We start from the raw sequence: 16,130 nt of genomic DNA, 5'->3' as shown, positions 1-16,130 counted from the left end.
TTCGACCGGCTGGCAGGAGCAGGCCTTGGGCGTCCCGGTCAGCCGGGCCGTGAAGGGCACCACAAGCGGGTGAGCCCGGGATGGGGGCGTTCCGGTGGGCGAGAAGCAACCCAACGAGCAGTTGACGACGTGGTTCGTGAGAAGCGGTTGGTCCAAGGGCGAACTCGCCCGGCAGGTCAACCGGCGGGCCCGGCAGATCGGCGCCAGCCACATCAGCACCGACACCTCGCGGGTGCGGCGCTGGCTGGACGGCGAGAGTCCGCGCGAACCCATCCCGAAGATCCTCTCCGACCTCTTCTCCGAGCGCTTCGGCTCCCTGGTCGCCATCGAGGACCTGGGCCTGAAGGCGGTGCCCAACCTCGCCCCCGGCTCCGGGGTGGACCTCCCCTGGAACGGCAGCCAGACCGTCCAGCTGATCTCCGACTACTCCCGCAGCGACCTGATGCTCAACCGCCGGGGCTTCCTCGGCACCTCGCTCGCACTCACCGCTGGTTCCGCCCTGATCGAGCCCATGCAGCGGTGGCTCGCCCCCACCCCCAGTTCCATGCCCACCACCGCCCTCACCGCCGCCCGCGAGGGCCGCGCGCCCACCGGCAGGATCTCCGGCCCCGAACTCGCCCTGCTGGAGTCCACCGTGCGGATGTTCCGCGAGTGGGACGCCCAGAACGGCGGCGGGCTGCGCCGCAAGGCCGTGGTCGGGCAGCTGCACGAGGTCTGCGACCTGCTGCAGGAGACCTACCCCGCGGACACCACCCGCCGGCTCTTCCAGACCACCTCGCAACTGGCCCACCTGGCCGGCTGGATGTCCTACGACATCGGCATGCACCCCAGTGCGCAGAAGTACTACGTGCTGGCGCTGCACGCCGCCAAGGAGGCCGGCGACCGGCCCTTCGGCGCGCTGATCCTCTCCGACATGTGCCGGCAGATGATCCACCTCAACCGCAGCAGCGACGCGCTGGAGCTGATCCACCTCGCCCAGTACGGCAGCCGCGAGTCCGCGGGACCACGGCAGCAGGCCCTGCTGCACGCCATGGAGGCCCGCGCCTACGCCAACCTGGGCGAGGTCAACAAGTGCTACCGCGCGGCCCGGCTGGCCGAGGACTCCTTCGGCGACATCGCCACCACCTCGGCCGAGGAGCCCGACTGGCTCGGCTTCTTCTCCGAGGCCGAGCTGAACGCCGAGAACGCGCACTCCTACCGCGACCTCAGCTACCACGCCGGCCGCAGCGAGGTGTACGCGCTGCAGGCACAACCGGTGATGGAGCGCGCCGTCGAACTCTTCTCGCACGACGAGAAGCACCAGCGCTCCTACGCGCTGAACCTGATCGGCATGGCCAGCGTCCATCTGCTGCAGAAGGAGCCGGAGGCCGCCGCCTCCTCGGCGCAGCAGGCCGTGGACATCGCGACCCGGATCCGCTCCGAGCGGGTCAACACCCGGATCCGCAAGACCGCCGAGGCCGCCCTCGGCGAGTTCCGCGACGTCGGCGACGTGGTCCGGCTGCGGGACCGCATCGACACCGAGCTTCCCGAATTCACCCGCCCGCAGGCCGTCTGACCGACGGTTTCCGGCCATCCGCCGCTCGGCGGCAGTGACTCCGACCGCGGAAACCCCCCGCACTCGGCTCCCCCACGCCAGATCTGCACGGGGTTTCCGCGGTCGGTGCTGGTGTGGGGCGCCAGCGTAGCCATACGTGTGCGTCCTGGTTCGGGCGTTCACCGGGGTGTAACACGCTCGTGAGGTTCGTCACCCCCGCGAAACATGCTCACGCATCGGCCGAAACCGGTCTCCGTCAATCTCCTCAACAACAGCCGACGCCTCCGGGGGCACGGGACGGATACCCGGGGGACGGAGCGGCACAACAACCGAGGAGACGCCGATGCCTACCGGCTTCAGCGGCGGGGACACCGCTTTTGTACTCATAAGTGCGGCACTGGTCATGCTGATGACCCCAGGCCTCGCCTTCTTCTACGGCGGCATGGTCAGGGTCAAGAGCACACTGAACATGTTGATGATGAGCTTCATCGCTCTCGGCATCGTCACGGTGCTGTGGGTGCTCTACGGCTTCGCCCTCAGCTTCGGGAAGGACGCCGGCGGCATCGGCCTGATCGGCAACCTGGACTGGCTGGGCATGCGGGGCATCGGCACCGACGCCCTGCACGGGAGCATCCCGATCCTGGCGTTCTCGGCCTTCCAGCTGATGTTCGCGGTGATCACCCCGGCGCTGATCTCCGGCGCCATCGCCGACCGCGCGAAGTTCTCGGCCTGGGCGCTGTTCGTGGCGCTCTGGGTCACCATCGTCTACTTCCCGGTCGCGCACATGGTCTGGGGCCCGGGCGGCTGGCTCGGCACCACCGTGGGCGTGCTCGACTTCGCCGGCGGTACTGCGGTCCACCTGAACGCCGGTATGGCCGGTCTGGCGCTGGCCCTGGTGCTGGGCAAGCGGGTCGGCTTCAAGAAGGACCCGATGCGTCCGCACAGCCTCCCGCTGGTGATGCTCGGCTCCGGTCTGCTGTGGTTCGGCTGGTTCGGCTTCAACGCCGGCTCCGAGCTGGCCGCTGACGGCATCGCGAGCGTCGCCTTCATCAACACCCAGATCGCCACGGCCTCGGCCATGATCGGCTGGCTGGCCTTCGAGAAGATCAGGCACGGCTCCTTCACCACCCTGGGCGCGGCCTCCGGCGCGGTGGCCGGTCTGGTCGGCATCACCCCCGCCTGTGCCTTCATCAGCCCGCTCGGCTCGATCTTCCTCGGTATCGCCTGCGGCGCGGTCTGCGCCTGGGCCGTGGGCCTCAAGTACAAGCTGGGCTTCGACGACTCCCTGGACGTCGTCGGGGTGCACGCGGTCGGCGGTGCCCTGGGCGCCCTGCTGATCGGCCTGCTCTCCACCGGCCACCTCTACTCCCCGGCCAAGGGCCTGTTCTACGGCGGAGGCCTGGAGCAGCTCGGCAAGCAGGCGGTCGGCGTCGGTGTCGTCGGCGCCTTCTCCTTCATCGGTGCCTGGGTCATCGGCAAGGGGATCGAGAAGACCATGGGCTTCCGGGTCGCCGAGGACGTCGAGGTCGCCGGTATCGACCAGGCCGAGCACGCCGAGTCCGCCTACGACTTCAGCGCGGTGGGCGCGGCCCTGTCGAAGGCCCTGGCGCCGTCGGCGACCGTGTCCGAGGATGAGGCCGAGGCCGAGGCGGCCGACGCAGGAACGAAGGTCGAGGCATGAAGCTCATCACCGCAGTGATCAAGCCGCACCGTCTGGACGACGTCAAGGAGGCCCTGCAGGCCTTCGGAGTCCACGGACTCACCGTCACCGAGGCCAGCGGGTACGGTCGGCAGCGCGGCCACACCGAGGTCTACCGGGGCGCGGAGTACACCGTCGACCTGGTGCCCAAGGTTCGTGTCGAGGTCCTGGTCGAGGACGACGACGCCGAAGGCCTGATAGATGTGCTGGTCAAGGCCGCCAGAACCGGCAAGATCGGTGACGGCAAGGTCTGGAGCGTCCCGGTGGAGACCACCGTCCGGGTGCGCACCGGGGAACGCGGGCCCGACGCGCTGTAAGGCGACCTGCAGCGCGGCGGATCCAGCAGCACGACGGACAAGCAAGGCGCAACGACAACGAGACAACTCGCAAGGGGCGGGGGAGTCGGGCTCTGGCCCGGCTTCCCCTTCCGGCGTTCATCTTCGTATCAGGGAGCACCGTTGACGGATCGGCAGCAGGCAACGCCCGGCCACACCCCTACCGAACCGTCACCCCGACCCTCGGCCCAGCCCGAGCCCAGTGGCTACGCGGCCCAGCGGCTGCACCTGCTCCGCGAGGACGGCCGCACCGGTGCCGCCCGGCGCTCCGCGCTGGCCGAACTCACCGACCGCTGGCTGGCCGGCCTGTTCTCCACCGCCGCCGATTCGATGACCGGTGTCGCCCTGGTCGCCGTCGGCGGCTACGGCCGGGGCGAGCTGTCCCCGCGCAGCGACCTGGACCTGGTGCTGCTGCACGACGGCAGCGCCAAGTCCGGTGTCGCCGCCCTGGCCGAGCAGCTCTGGTACCCGGTCTGGGACAACGGCATCGCGCTGGACCACTCGGTCCGCGACCTCGCCACCGCCCGCAAGGTCGCCGCCGACGACCTCAAGGTGCAGCTGGGCCTGCTGGACGCCCGCCACATCGCGGGGGACCCGGGCCTCACCGCGGCCCTGCGCTCGGCGATCCTCGCCGACTGGCGCGCCGACGCCGCCAAGCGGCTGCCCGAACTGCACGCCATGTGCCGCGAACGCGCGGAACGCCACGGCGAGTTGGCCTTCCTGCTGGAGCCCGACCTGAAGGAGGCCCGCGGCGGCCTGCGCGATCTGACCGCGCTGGACGCCGTGGCCGCATCCTGGATCGCCGACGCCCCGCGCACCGGACTGGCCGAGGCCGGCGCCAGGCTCCGCGACGTCCGCGACACCCTGCACCTGGTCACCGGGCGCGCCACCGACCGGCTCAGCCTGCAGGAGCAGGACGCGGTCGCCCTGGAACTCGGGGTCCTGGACGCCGACATCCTGCTGCGCCAGGTCTACGAGGCGGCCCGCACGGTGGCCTACGCCTCGGACGTGACCTGGCGCGAGGTGGACCGGGTGCTGCGCTCCCGCAGCGGCAGCAAGATCCGCCGCACGGTCCGCTTCGGCTTCGGCTCCAACACCCCGGTCGCCCGCGGCACCGCCGAACGCAGCCCGCTGGCCGAGGGCGTGGTGGAGCAGGACGGCGAGGCGGTGCTGGCGCACGCCGCCCGTCCGGCCACCGATCCGGCGCTGCCGCTGCGCGCCGCGGCGGCAGCCGCCCAGGCCGGCCTGCCGCTGGCGCCGTCCACGGTGCGCCGGCTGGCCGCCGAGACCAGGCCGCTGCCGGTGCCCTGGCCGGACGAGGCCAGGGACCAGCTGGTCACCCTGCTCGGCGCGGGCGAGAGCGCCGTCCCGGTCTGGGAGGCGCTGGAGGCCGAGGGCCTGATCGCCCGGATGCTGCCGGACTGGGACCGGGTCCGCTGCCGTCCGCAGCGCAACGCCGTGCACCGCTGGACGGTGGACCGGCACCTGGTCGAGACCGCGGTCCGGGCGGCCGCGCTCACCCGCCGGGTGGCCCGCCCCGACCTGCTGCTGGTCGCCGCGCTGCTGCACGACATCGGCAAGGGCTGGCCCGGGGACCACTCCGAGGCCGGCGAGGTGATCACCCGTGATGTCGCGGTGCGGCTGGGCTTCCCCAAGGAGGACGTGGAGACGCTGGCGCTGCTGGTCCGTCACCATCTGCTGCTGGTGGAGACCGCGACCCGGCGCGACCTGGACGATCCGGCCACCGTCGCCGCGATCACCGCGGTGGTCGGCAGCACCGGCGTGCTGGAACTGCTGCACGCCCTCACCGAGGCCGACGCGCTGGCGACCGGGCCGGCTGCCTGGAGCAGCTGGCGGGCCACCCTGGTCTCCGATCTGGCCGACCGGGCCGCGGCCGCCCTGGTCGGCGACGGCGGCCACCAGGACACCGCGGCGCCCGAGCCGTCCGCCGAGGAGGAGCGGCTGGCGGTGGAGGCGGCCCGGACCAACGGCCCGGTGCTCTCCGTCCACGCCGAGGCCGAGCACCCGTCCGACCCGGGCGCCGAGCCGATGGGGGTCACCCTGACCCTGGCCCTGCACGACCGTCCCGGCGTGCTGCCGACGGTGGCCGGGGTACTGGCGCTGCACCGGCTGACGGTCCGTTCGGCCGCCATCCGCGAGCTGGACCCGATAGGGGCGGGCGCCGTGCTGGCGCTGACCTGGCAGGTGGCCGCGGAGTACGGGGAGGTTCCGGAGGCGGCCAGGCTGCGCGCCGACATCCGCCGGGCCCTGGACGGCGGCATGGACGTCACCCGCCGGCTGGCGGAGCGCGACGCGGCCGCCCCGCGCCGCCGCGGCATCGCCGCCCCGCCGCCCCGGGTGACCGTCGCCAAGGGCGGCTCGGCCAGCGCCACGGTCCTGGAGGTGCGCGCCCATGACGCCCCGGGGCTGCTGCACCGGATCGGCCGCGCCCTGGAGGACACCGGCGTACGGGTCCGCACCGCGAGGATCTCCACGCTCGGCGCGGACGCGGTCGACGCCTTCTACGTCACCGGGCCCGACGACCTGCCGCTGCCGCCCTCCCGCGCCGTGGAGGTGGCCCGCTCGGTGGAGCGCGCGCTCTCCTGACTCGGCCCCGGCAGCTGCGCCCGCGTGCCGATCCGGCGCGCGGGCGCGCCCGCCCAGATCTCGTAGGGGCCGGTGGACGTGGGCAGCACCGCGTTGGCGCCGACCACGGTGCCGCGGCCGACGGTGAGCACGCCCTTCTTGCAGAGCACCTTGGCCCCGGAGCAGATCACCGCGCCGTCCTCGACCACCACCCGCTCCATCAGGCTCTGCTCCTGCGGGACCCAGGGGTCGGCGCGGCCGATGGTGACCCCGTTGTAGAGGGTCACCCCGGCGCCGAGGGTGGTGAAGGGGTGCAGCACCGTGCCGAAGCCGCGGTGGAAGACGATCAGCCCGGGGCCGATCTCGGCGGCGGCGGGCACCTCCACCCCGTACAGGGCCAGGACTTCCTGGACGGCGCGGCGCAGCAGCGGGTGGCGGCGGCGCTGGATCAGCGATGCGACGAGCGACATGGATCCATGCTGCGCACTGCGGGCCGACGGCGGGGGCCGGACGCGCCGCCGTCAGTCCATCGGATGATCCGGGACGTGGGTGAACCCGCTCCGGTCTCCCGGGGAGCGACCCCCCGTACCCCCGCGAAACCCGGCGTCGCCGGCCGTTGCGAACCGGTTCCCGTCGGCCGAGGCCGAGGAGTGCGCGCGGGCGGATACCCTGGGGGGCGACGACTCCATCCGTTCCCGAGCCACGAGGACCCGCGACCGACGTGTTCGATACCCTTTCCGACCGCCTCGCAGCGACGTTCAAGAACCTCCGCGGCAAGGGACGCCTGTCCGAGGCGGACATCGACGCCACCTGCCGGGAGATCCGCATCGCCCTGCTGGAGGCGGACGTCGCGCTGCCCGCGGTGCGCGCGTTCATCAAGCAGGTCAAGGAGCGGGCCCTCGGCGCCGAGGTCTCCGGTGCGCTGAACCCCGCCCAGCAGGTCATCAAGATCGTCAACGACGAGCTGGTCAACATCCTCGGCGGGGAGACCCGTCGGCTGCGCTACGCCAAGTCCGGCCCGACCGTGATCATGCTCGCCGGCCTCCAGGGTGCCGGTAAGACCACCCTGGCCGGAAAGCTGGGCCACTGGCTCAAGGAGCAGAAGCACACCCCGCTGCTGGTCGCCTGCGACCTGCAGCGCCCCAACGCGGTCACCCAGCTGAGCGTGGTGGCCGAGCGGGCCGGTGTCGCGATCTACGCGCCGGAGCCGGGCAACGGCGTGGGCGACCCGGTCAAGGTCGCCAAGGACTCCATCGAGTTCGCCAAGCAGAAGCAGTACGACGTGGTCATCGTCGACACCGCCGGCCGCCTGGGCATCGACGCCGAGCTGATGCAGCAGGCCGCGGACATCCGCGCCGCGGTCAACCCGGACGAGGTCCTGTTCGTCGTTGACGCCATGATCGGCCAGGACGCGGTCACCACCGCCCAGGCCTTCCTGGAGGGCGTCGACTTCACCGGCGTCGTGCTCTCCAAGCTGGACGGCGACGCCCGCGGTGGCGCGGCCCTCTCGGTGGCGCACCTCACCGGCCGTCAGATCATGTTCGCCTCCAACGGCGAGAAGCTGACCGACTTCGACGCCTTCCACCCCGACCGGATGGCCTCGCGCATCCTCGGCATGGGCGACATCCTCAGCCTGATCGAGCAGGCCGAGAAGACCTTCAGTCAGGACGAGGCCGCCAAGATGGCCTCCAAGCTGGCCAGCAAGGGCGGCAAGGAGTTCGGCCTCGGCGACTTCCTGTCCCAGCTGGAGCAGGTCTCCAAGATGGGCTCGCTGTCCAAGCTGCTCGGGATGATGCCCGGCATGGGGCAGATGCGGGACCAGATCAACAACATCGACGACCGGGACGTCGCCCGGGTCGGCGCGATCATCAAGTCGATGACCCCGGCCGAGCGGGACGACCCCAAGCTGATCAACGGCTCCCGCCGGGCCCGTATCGCCAAGGGCTCCGGGGTGCACGTCTCCGAGGTCAGCAGCCTGGTCGAGCGCTTCTTCGAGGCCCGCAAGATGATGTCGGCGATGGCCGGCGGCAAGGGCATCCCCGGGATGCCGGGCATGCCCGGCATGGGCGGCGGCGGGGCCCGCAAGGCCAAGCAGCAGAAGCAGGCCAAGGGCAGGAAGCAGAGCGGCAACCCGCTGAAGCGGGCGGCCGAGCAGAAGGCGGCGCTGGAGCGCAAGGCCGCAGGACCGCAGGAAGGGGCCGCCTTCGGCCCCGGTGCGGCGAAGCTGCCGGACAACTTCGAGCTGCCCAAGGAGTTCAAGGACCTGCTGTAGTCGGCTCTGCTCCCTGTACGGACTCTCTGTGGGGAACGGGCTCGGGGCCCCGCCCGGATGCGCGATGATGTTGTGCATGCGAGTGGAGATCCGAGCCCCCCGACTGTCCGACGCGGCCGTCTACGCCGCGGCCGTCCGCCGCTCCGCCGAGCACGTCGGCCGCTGGAACCCGGTCGAGCCGGACGGCCTGGTCGACCTGGTGCGGCGTCAGGGGGAGGGGCTGCGCACCTTCCTCTTCTTCGACACCGAGGACGGCGGGCTGGCCGGCAGCTGCAATGTCGCCAACATCGTCAAGGGCCGCTTCTGCAACGCGAGCCTCGGCTACAACGCCTACCTCCCCTACAACGGCAGCGGCCGTACCACCGAGGGGATGCGGCTGGTGGTGGACCGCTGCTTCGCCCCGGAGAGCGCGGGCGGCCTGGGGCTGCACCGGCTGGAGATCAACGTCCAGCCCGAGAACGAGCCGTCGATCCGGATGGCCAAGCGGCTCGGCTTCCGCCACGAGGGCTACACCCCGCGGATGCTCTTCCTCCAGGACGCCTGGCGTGACCATGAGCGCTTCGCGATGACGGCCGAGGAGTGGCCCGGTATCTAACGGGGGATCAACGCTCAGCTGCGGTGGTGACCGACCCGATATGTCCATAACATCCAAAATGTGACTACTCCTGTGCCGCCCCGTCAGAACCCCGACGAGATCTGGCGTTCCGAGGGGGCGCCCCCGCCGCCCCCGCCCCGGCGCAAGCGCACCGGCGGCGGCTGGGTCAGCATGGTGCTCACCGCGGTGGTGGTGTTCCTGCTGGTCGACACCCTGCTCAGTATCTTCGGCAGCGGCGGCAGCACCAATGTCACCTACACCGAGTTCAGCAAGCAGCTGAACGCGGGCCATGTCTCCGAGATCTACGCCAAGGGCGACAGCATCCAGGGCAAGCTCAAGGAGGCCCAGCCCAAGCCCGACGGCGGCAAGGGCACTTACACCGAGTTCACCACCCAGCGGCCGGTCTTCGCCGACGACGGCCTCTGGTCCACGCTGACCAAGCAGGGCGTCACCGTCGACGCCGAGCCGGTGGTGCAGGAGCGCAGCTTCCTCGCCAACCTGCTGATCTCGCTGGCCCCGATGCTGCTCCTGGTGGTGCTGTGGATCTTCATCGCCCGCAGGATGGGCGGCGGCGGGATGGGCGCGCTGGCCAGGAAGGCCCCGCCGAAGCCGGTCACCGCGGAGCCCGGGAGCAGGCGCACCAGCTTCGACGACGTGGCCGGCATCGACGAGGTCAAGGCCGAGCTGACCGAGGTGGTCGACTTCCTGAAGCGGCCGCAGGAGTACCGGGCGATGGGCGCCAAGATGCCCGGCGGGGTGCTGCTGGCCGGTCCGCCCGGCACCGGCAAGACGCTGCTGGCCCGGGCCGTCGCCGGCGAGGCCGGGGTGCCCTTCTTCTCCGCCTCGGCCTCCGAGTTCATCGAGATGATCGTCGGCGTCGGCGCCTCCCGGGTCCGCGAGCTCTTCGCCGAGGCCCGCAAGGTCGCCCCGGCGATCATCTTCATCGACGAGATCGACACCATCGGCCGGGCCCGCGGCGGCGGCAACGCCATGGGCGGCCATGACGAGCGCGAGCAGACGCTCAACCAGATCCTCACCGAGATGGACGGGTTCTCCGGTTCCGAGGGCGTCGTGGTGCTGGCGGCCACCAACCGGGCCGAGGTACTCGACAAGGCGCTGCTGCGCCCCGGCCGGTTCGACCGCACCGTGGTGGTCAGCCCGCCCGACCGGGACGGGCGCGAGGCCATCCTGAAGATCCACACCAGGGAGATCCCGCTCGCCGACGACGTCGACCTGGAGCAGGTCGCCAGGACCACCCCGGGCATGACCGGCGCGGAGCTGGCCAACCTGGCCAACGAGGCGGCGCTGCTCGCGGTCAAGCACAAGGCGAAGGAGGTCAGCGCCGGGGACTTCTCCGAGGCCCTGGAGAAGGTGCAGCTGGGCGCGGTCCGAGCGCTGGTGATGCCGGACGAGGAGCGCCGCCGCACGGCGTACCACGAGTCCGGGCACGCCCTGCTCGGCATGCTGCAGCCGGGCGCCGACCCGGTCCGCAAGATCACCATCGTGCCCCGGGGCCGGGCCCTCGGCGTCACCCTGTCCACCCCCGACGCCGACCGCTACGCCTACACCGAGGAGTACCTGCGCGGCCGGATCATCGGGGCACTCGGCGGCATGGCCGCCGAGCAGGTGGTCTACGGGGTGATCACCACCGGTGCCGAGAGCGACCTGGAGCAGGTCACCAACATCGCCCGGGGCATGGCCGGACGCTGGGGCATGAGCAGCGTGGTCGGCCGGCTCACCGCGATCCCGAGCGACAGCCAGGGCGCCTACGGCCTCTCCGCCGCCCCGGCGACCCTGGACGCCGTCGACGGCGAGGCCCGCCGCATCGTCGCCGAGTGCTACGAGGAGGCCTGCCACAAGCTCGCCGAGCACCGCACCAGGCTGGACGCCCTCGCCGACGCCCTGATGGAGCACGAGACCCTCGACGAGGAAGCCGCCTACCGAGCCGCCGACATGCCCCGCCTCCCCAAGCCGGCGTAGCACCCGTCAGGGGCGCGGGGAACTGCGCGACAGGCCACGCACCCAGGTGCACCTGACGCGGACAGCCACCGTGCAGGCACCCCAGGGGCGCGGGGAACTGCGCGACCAACCACCCACTACCCGCACGCTCCGACGCACCGACCGCACGCACCGCTCCCCGAGCCCCTACCGCACCCGCTCCGCCACCGTGTACCGGAACACGTTCAGCATCCGCACCGACCCGTCCCCCCGCCGGTACGGGTGCAACGCCTCCACAACCTCCTTCTCCACCTGCCGCAGCCCGGAGTAGTCCGCCGCCGCGTCGAAGACGCCCATCGACAGCAGCCCCCGCACCGCACTCTCCAGGTCCGGATAGGCGAACGGGCACAGCACCCGCCCGCCGCCGCCCAGGCGAAGCCCGGCCCGTGCCACCATCCGCTCCACCGCGCCCGGCTCGCTCAGCGCGAACGGCGCGTACGGCGCCCGCCGCAGCGGATCGGCCAACCGCCGTGCCACCCGCAGGACTCCCGCGCTCTCGCACCGCTCCGGCGGGCCCCAGGTGGCCAGCGCCACATGCCCCCCGGGCAGGGTGAGCCGGGCCGCGTCACGGACCAGCGCCAGCGGATCGGCCGTGCAGGAGAGGTGCTCGAAGGCCGTCACCAGGGAGTGCGCCGACGGCTGCGTCCCGGCCTGCCCCTCCGGGGCGAGGTCCCGGTAGACGTCGCTCATCACCCGCAGCGAGCGGTCCTGGGCCAGCGAGCGCAACTCGGCCTCGGGTTCCAGGCCGACCACCTCGGCTCCCCGTCCGGCGGCCAGCAGCAGTGCCAGCCCAGAGCGGCAGCCGAGGCCGAGCACACTGGTCGCGGGCCCCACTTCCAGCCGCTCGTACACCGCCTCGTACAGCGGCACGAGCATGCGTTCCTGGATCTCCGCCCAGTCCCGTGCCCGCTGCCGTGCCCGGGTGCGCTCCGGCACCGGGCCGTTCGCCACGCCACTCGCCACTGATACGGAAGCCATCATCCAGGCTCCTTCGATCGGGCCTGTCGCGGGGCGTGAGGGTCGCCCCGCGCTTGGTCGCGCCGGGAGCCTGGGCGATCAGGCGATGATGATCACTCACAGTCTCCGGCTGACTACAGCCAACTCCGCCGAGGCCCCGGAGTCCAGAGCGCGCGGGTATTGACTCCGAGATTCCCTCACTTACCTCCGGGCGCCCTCGGGATTACGGGTCAAGCCCGTGCGACCCGTACGATTCGCCCATGGCAAAGGCTCCCGTTCTCACACCCCAGGCGGACGATTTTCCCCGCTGGTACCAGGATCTGATCAACAAGGCCGAGCTGGCCGACAACGGTCCGGTGCGCGGCACCATGGTCATCCGACCGTACGGCTACGCGCTGTGGGAGCGGATGCAGCAGGAGATGGACGCGCGCATCAAGAAGGCGGGCGCGCAGAACGCCTACTTCCCGATGTTCATCCCGCAGTCCTACCTCACCCGCGAGGCCGAGCACGTCGAGGGCTTCGCGCCCGAGCTCGCCGTGGTCACCCACGGCGGCGGCAAGGAGCTCGACGAACCGGTCGTGGTCCGGCCCACCTCCGAGACGATCATCAACGAGTACTTCTCGAAGTGGGTGCAGAGCCACCGCGACCTCCCGCTGCTGATCAACCAGTGGGCCAACGTGGTCCGCTGGGAGCTGCGGCCCCGGGTCTTCCTGCGCACCACCGAGTTCCTCTGGCAGGAGGGCCACACCGCCCACGCCACCTACGAGGACGCCCGCGCGTACGCCTCGCACATCCACACCGAGGTCTACGGCGACTTCATGACCAACGTCCTCGGCATCGACGTGGTGCTGGGCCGCAAGACCGCCAAGGAGCGCTTCGCCGGCGCGATCAACACGCTCACCCTCGAGTCGATGATGGGCGACGGCAAGGCGCTGCAGATGGGCACCAGCCACGAGCTGGGCCAGAACTTCGCCAAGGCCTTCAACACCCAGTACCTGTCCAACGGCTCCGAGCGGGAGTACGTCTGGCAGACCTCCTGGGGCACCTCGACCCGGATGGTCGGCGGCCTGATCATGTCCCACGGCGACGACAACGGCCTGCGGGTCCCGCCGCGGCTGGCGGCCACCCAGGTGGTCGTGCTGGCGATCAAGGGCGACGACGCGGTCATCGCCAAGGTCCGCGAGATCGGAGCGGCCCTGGAGGCCGCCGGGGTGCGCGTGGTCGTGGACGACCGCACCGACACCCCGTTCGGCCGCCGCGCGGTGGACTGGGAGCTCAAGGGCGTCCCGGTCCGCATCGAGGTCGGCCCGCGCGACCTGGAGAGCGGGACGGCGATGCTGGCCCGGCGCATCCCCGGCGGCAAGGAGCCGGTCTCGGTGGACGCCCTGGCGGCGCTGGTCCCCGGCATCCTGGAGGAGGACCAGGCGCTGCTGCTGCGCCAGTCCCGCGAGCGCCGCGAGTCCCGCACCGTCGAGGTGAAGAACATCGAGGAGGCGGCCGAGGCGGCCGCCACCGGCTGGGGCCGGATCTCCTGGGCCGAGCTCGGCCCCGAGGGCGAGCGCAAGCTGGCCGAGCAGGGGGTGTCGGTGCGCTGCATCGTCGCCGAGGACGGCTCGGTGCCGGACGCCGACGACCAGCCGGGCAACGTCGCCATCGTGGCCCGGGCCTACTGAGCACTGCCCGGGGCGCCGCCCGGGACGGTGCCCGAGGCGCCGCCCGAGACAGCACCTGACGTACCGGGCGGAGAGCGCTTCGTCTCGCCTGTTGAGATTCGGGCAAGTCAATTTACGTAGTCCGACCGGTCCGCCGCTTCCCCGCGAAGTGGCGGACCGGCTTTTCACTTCTGTATGTCCTCGCTCAAGTTCCCTCTCTGACCAGCAAGATGACAATCCGTCAGGGATCCGGTGCGGACCGCGCTCGGAGCGCTCCCAAGCCGGTGACCCAGCCGTGTCCTGGAGAAACCGCATTCGCCGGAACATCGAGGGGCTCTCCCTCGTTGGCGTTGCGTGAGCACGACACAACAACCACTGGTCCTCGCGGCCGAGCTGGCCCTCGCCTGGGGCGACATCCAGCGCCACCACTCCGACCTGCCCAGTCTCGCGGCCCCGGAATCGCTCATCGGCGAATCCTCTTCGGCCTGCGGCACTGAACTGGGCTTTGAGCGACTGCTCCACGAGGCCGCCCACGGCCTGGCCGCCGCGCGCGGCATCCGCGACACCTCGCGGGCAGGGCGCTACCACAACCGCCGTTTCCTGGCCCTCGCCGATGAGCTGGGCCTGGACCACACCGCGGATCCCCATCCCAGCAGCGGCTTCTCGCTGGTCACGATGCGGCCGGAGACGCGTGAGCAGTACGCCGGCACCATCGAGCGGCTGCAGCTCGCCCTCGGCGCCCACGCCGCCGCGACCAGCGGTCCGGTGCTGGACCGGGCCCGCAACTTCCGCGGCCCCGCCACCAGGCACGGCTCCTCCGGGGGCGGCGTGCGGGTGAAGGCGGTCTGCGACTGCGGGCGCAACGTCCGGGTGGTGCCGTCGGTCCTGGCCCAGGCCTCGATCGTCTGCGGCGCCTGCGGCCAGCCGTTCCGGATCGCCGACGTCGCACCCCGGGGCTGAGGCTTCCGTACGTAGCTGCGGGCGGCACCGGCGGTAAGCCGGTCCGCCGCGCTATGGCACAATGGACAGCTGAGTACTCGGCAGCCGAGCAGGACCCCTCTCTCCTCCGGCTGACGTGTCCGTCGAGCAGCCAGCAGCCGCAACCCCACGTGGAATGCGCGGCTGCTCACCCACGTCAAATCCAGGAGAACCACTCCCGTGGCAGTCAAGATCAAGCTGAAGCGTCTCGGTAAGATTCGCTCCCCGCACTACCGCATCGTCGTCGCCGACGCCCGCACCAAGCGTGACGGTCGCGCGATCGAGGAGATCGGCATCTACCAGCCGACCTACGACCCCTCGATCATCAAGGTCGACAGCGAGCGCGCGCAGTACTGGCTGGGTGTCGGCGCGCAGCCGACCGAGGCCGTGCTCGCGATCCTCAAGCTGACCGGTGACTGGCAGCAGTTCAAGGGCCTGCCGGCCCCGGCGCCGCTCAAGGTCGCCGAGCCCAAGGTCACCGACTTCTCGCACCTGTTCGCGAAGGCCGTCGCCGGCTTCGAGGACTCCACCACCGGTGTGGCCATCACCCCGAAGGCCAAGAAGTCGGACAAGAAGGACGAGGCCGCCGCCGAGTCCGACGCTGCTCCGGCCACCGAGTCCTGATCATGCTCGAGGAAGCCCTCGAGCACCTGGTGAAGGGCATCGTCGAGAATCCGGACGAGGTCCAGGTGCGTTCGCGTGAACTGCGCCGGGGCCGCATCCTCGAGGTGCGGGTGCACCCCGAGGACCTCGGCAAGGTCATCGGCCGGGGCGGCCGTACCGCGCGTGCTCTGCGCACCGTGGTCACCGCCCTCGGCGGTCGCAGCGTCCGCGTCGACCTGGTCGACGTCGACGGCGTGCGCTAGGCACAGGGCACCACTCGGGGCCGGTCAGGACATCGTCCTGACCGGCCCCGAGCCTTTTCCACCGACAATCCGCAGTTCCAAACAGGAGATCGCACCGTGCAGCTCGTCGTCGGCCGGATCGGCCGTGCCCATGGCATCAAGGGCCAGGTAACGGTGGAGGTACGCACCGACGAGCCGGACCTGCGGCTCGCCCCCGGCGCCGTGCTGCTGACCGAGCCGGCCACGGCCGGACCGCTCACCGTGGCGGACGGCCGCTACCACAGCGGTCGGCTGCTGCTCAGCTTCAAGGGCGTCGACGACCGCAACGGGGCCGAGGCGCTGCGCGGCACCATGCTGATCGCCGAGATCGACCCCGAGGACCGTCCGGACGACCCGGAGGAGTACTACGACCACCAGCTGATCGGCCTGGCCGTGGTGCTCGCCGACGACACTCCGGTCGGCGAGCTGACCGAGATCGCGCACCTGCCCTCGCAGGAGCTGCTGACCGTGCGGCGGCCGGACGGCTCCGAGGTGCTGGTGCCCTTCGTCACCGAGATCGTCCCTGAGATCGACATGGAGCGGCGCCGGATCGTGCTCACCCCGCCCCCGGGCCTGATCGACACCGACCAGGCCGAGGTCGCCTCCGCCCGCGACGACGCCGAAGCCTCCGAGTAGGGCG

At 71.5% G+C, this 16,130-nt stretch carries 14 protein-coding genes; 12 read left to right on the top strand and 2 right to left on the bottom strand.

What is annotated here, in order from left to right; translation table 11 throughout:
- Positions 1–94: 94 nt before the first annotated feature.
- From nsdA to ABUW04_RS22460, 4 genes are all read left to right on the top strand, one after another.
- Entirely contained in the window at positions 95–1,555 is a 1,461-nt protein-coding gene (gene nsdA / locus ABUW04_RS22475; protein ID WP_030263893.1) for a transcriptional repressor NsdA, read from the top strand.
- 322 nt (positions 1,556–1,877) lie between these two features.
- On the top strand, positions 1,878–3,215 hold the full coding sequence (locus ABUW04_RS22470; RefSeq protein ID WP_030263890.1) for an ammonium transporter: 1,338 nt from the start codon (positions 1,878–1,880) through the stop codon (positions 3,213–3,215).
- Positions 3,212–3,550 carry a P-II family nitrogen regulator gene (locus ABUW04_RS22465; RefSeq protein WP_030263887.1) on the top strand — a complete coding sequence of 113 codons (339 nt, stop codon included), beginning with the start codon at positions 3,212–3,214 and terminating at the stop codon, positions 3,548–3,550. Before ABUW04_RS22470 ends, ABUW04_RS22465 begins: the two co-directional genes overlap by 4 nt.
- Positions 3,551–3,790: 240 nt before the next feature.
- Entirely contained in the window at positions 3,791–6,175 is a 2,385-nt protein-coding gene (locus ABUW04_RS22460) for a [protein-PII] uridylyltransferase (protein WP_232242721.1), read from the top strand.
- On the opposite strand, the gene ABUW04_RS22455 is transcribed toward ABUW04_RS22460, so the two are convergent.
- Positions 6,091–6,624 (bottom strand): serine O-acetyltransferase, encoded by a 534-nt coding sequence (locus ABUW04_RS22455; RefSeq protein WP_380566388.1) that lies wholly within the window; start codon positions 6,622–6,624, stop codon positions 6,091–6,093. The two genes, ABUW04_RS22460 and ABUW04_RS22455, sit on opposite strands and share 85 nt — an antisense overlap.
- A gap of 251 nt (positions 6,625–6,875) precedes the next feature.
- Between ABUW04_RS22455 and ffh the strand changes: the two genes are divergently transcribed.
- From ffh to ftsH, 3 genes are all read left to right on the top strand, one after another.
- Positions 6,876–8,426 (top strand): signal recognition particle protein, encoded by a 1,551-nt coding sequence (ffh, locus tag ABUW04_RS22450; protein ID WP_030263878.1) that lies wholly within the window; start codon positions 6,876–6,878, stop codon positions 8,424–8,426.
- 76 nt (positions 8,427–8,502) lie between these two features.
- Positions 8,503–9,021 carry a GNAT family N-acetyltransferase gene (locus tag ABUW04_RS22445; protein WP_232242718.1) on the top strand — a complete coding sequence of 173 codons (519 nt, stop codon included), beginning with the start codon at positions 8,503–8,505 and terminating at the stop codon, positions 9,019–9,021.
- Positions 9,022–9,081: 60 nt separating this feature from the next.
- Complete coding sequence (gene ftsH, locus ABUW04_RS22440) at positions 9,082–11,001, top strand: ATP-dependent zinc metalloprotease FtsH (protein ID WP_380566387.1); 1,920 nt, start codon at positions 9,082–9,084, stop codon at positions 10,999–11,001.
- 165 nt (positions 11,002–11,166) lie between these two features.
- Here the strand turns inward: ftsH and ABUW04_RS22435 are convergent, their stop codons facing one another.
- Positions 11,167–11,997 carry a class I SAM-dependent methyltransferase gene (locus ABUW04_RS22435; RefSeq protein ID WP_030263871.1) on the bottom strand — a complete coding sequence of 277 codons (831 nt, stop codon included), beginning with the start codon at positions 11,995–11,997 and terminating at the stop codon, positions 11,167–11,169.
- A 239-nt stretch (positions 11,998–12,236) separates the two neighbouring features.
- Between ABUW04_RS22435 and proS the strand changes: the two genes are divergently transcribed.
- From proS to rimM, 5 genes are all read left to right on the top strand, one after another.
- Positions 12,237–13,649, top strand: a complete 1,413-nt coding sequence (gene proS / locus ABUW04_RS22430) for a proline--tRNA ligase (protein WP_030263869.1) — start codon at positions 12,237–12,239, stop codon at positions 13,647–13,649.
- Between the two features lie 333 nt (positions 13,650–13,982).
- Positions 13,983–14,588, top strand: coding sequence for a hypothetical protein (locus ABUW04_RS22425; protein ID WP_030263866.1), 606 nt, complete (start codon positions 13,983–13,985; stop codon positions 14,586–14,588).
- 198 nt (positions 14,589–14,786) lie between these two features.
- On the top strand, positions 14,787–15,230 hold the full coding sequence (gene rpsP / locus ABUW04_RS22420) for a 30S ribosomal protein S16 (protein ID WP_030263863.1): 444 nt from the start codon (positions 14,787–14,789) through the stop codon (positions 15,228–15,230).
- A 2-nt stretch (positions 15,231–15,232) separates the two neighbouring features.
- Positions 15,233–15,472 (top strand): RNA-binding protein, encoded by a 240-nt coding sequence (locus ABUW04_RS22415; protein WP_030263860.1) that lies wholly within the window; start codon positions 15,233–15,235, stop codon positions 15,470–15,472.
- A 96-nt stretch (positions 15,473–15,568) separates the two neighbouring features.
- Positions 15,569–16,126 carry a ribosome maturation factor RimM gene (rimM, locus tag ABUW04_RS22410; protein WP_380566386.1) on the top strand — a complete coding sequence of 186 codons (558 nt, stop codon included), beginning with the start codon at positions 15,569–15,571 and terminating at the stop codon, positions 16,124–16,126.
- Positions 16,127–16,130 lie beyond the last annotated feature (4 nt).

Source organism: Streptacidiphilus jeojiensis (assembly GCF_042510965.1).
Taxonomy (GTDB): domain Bacteria; phylum Actinomycetota; class Actinomycetes; order Streptomycetales; family Streptomycetaceae; genus Streptacidiphilus; species Streptacidiphilus jeojiensis.
The sequence above is the reverse complement of the archived record's forward strand: the minus strand, read 5'-3'. Positions and strand labels throughout refer to the sequence as shown.

Excerpts from the sequence above, each read along its gene's own strand:
- ABUW04_RS22470 (WP_030263890.1), top strand. The coding sequence starts at position 1,878 with ATGCCTACCGGCTTCAGCGGCGGGGACACCGCTTTTGTACTCATAAGT.
- ABUW04_RS22465 (WP_030263887.1), top strand. The coding sequence starts at position 3,212 with ATGAAGCTCATCACCGCAGTGATCAAGCCGCACCGTCTGGACGACGTC.
- ABUW04_RS22455 (WP_380566388.1), bottom strand. The coding sequence starts at position 6,624 with ATGTCGCTCGTCGCATCGCTGATCCAGCGCCGCCGCCACCCGCTGCTG.
- ABUW04_RS22445 (WP_232242718.1), top strand. The coding sequence starts at position 8,503 with ATGCGAGTGGAGATCCGAGCCCCCCGACTGTCCGACGCGGCCGTCTAC.
- ABUW04_RS22435 (WP_030263871.1), bottom strand. The coding sequence starts at position 11,997 with ATGGCTTCCGTATCAGTGGCGAGTGGCGTGGCGAACGGCCCGGTGCCG.
- proS (WP_030263869.1), top strand. The coding sequence starts at position 12,237 with ATGGCAAAGGCTCCCGTTCTCACACCCCAGGCGGACGATTTTCCCCGC.
- ABUW04_RS22415 (WP_030263860.1), top strand. The coding sequence starts at position 15,233 with ATGCTCGAGGAAGCCCTCGAGCACCTGGTGAAGGGCATCGTCGAGAAT.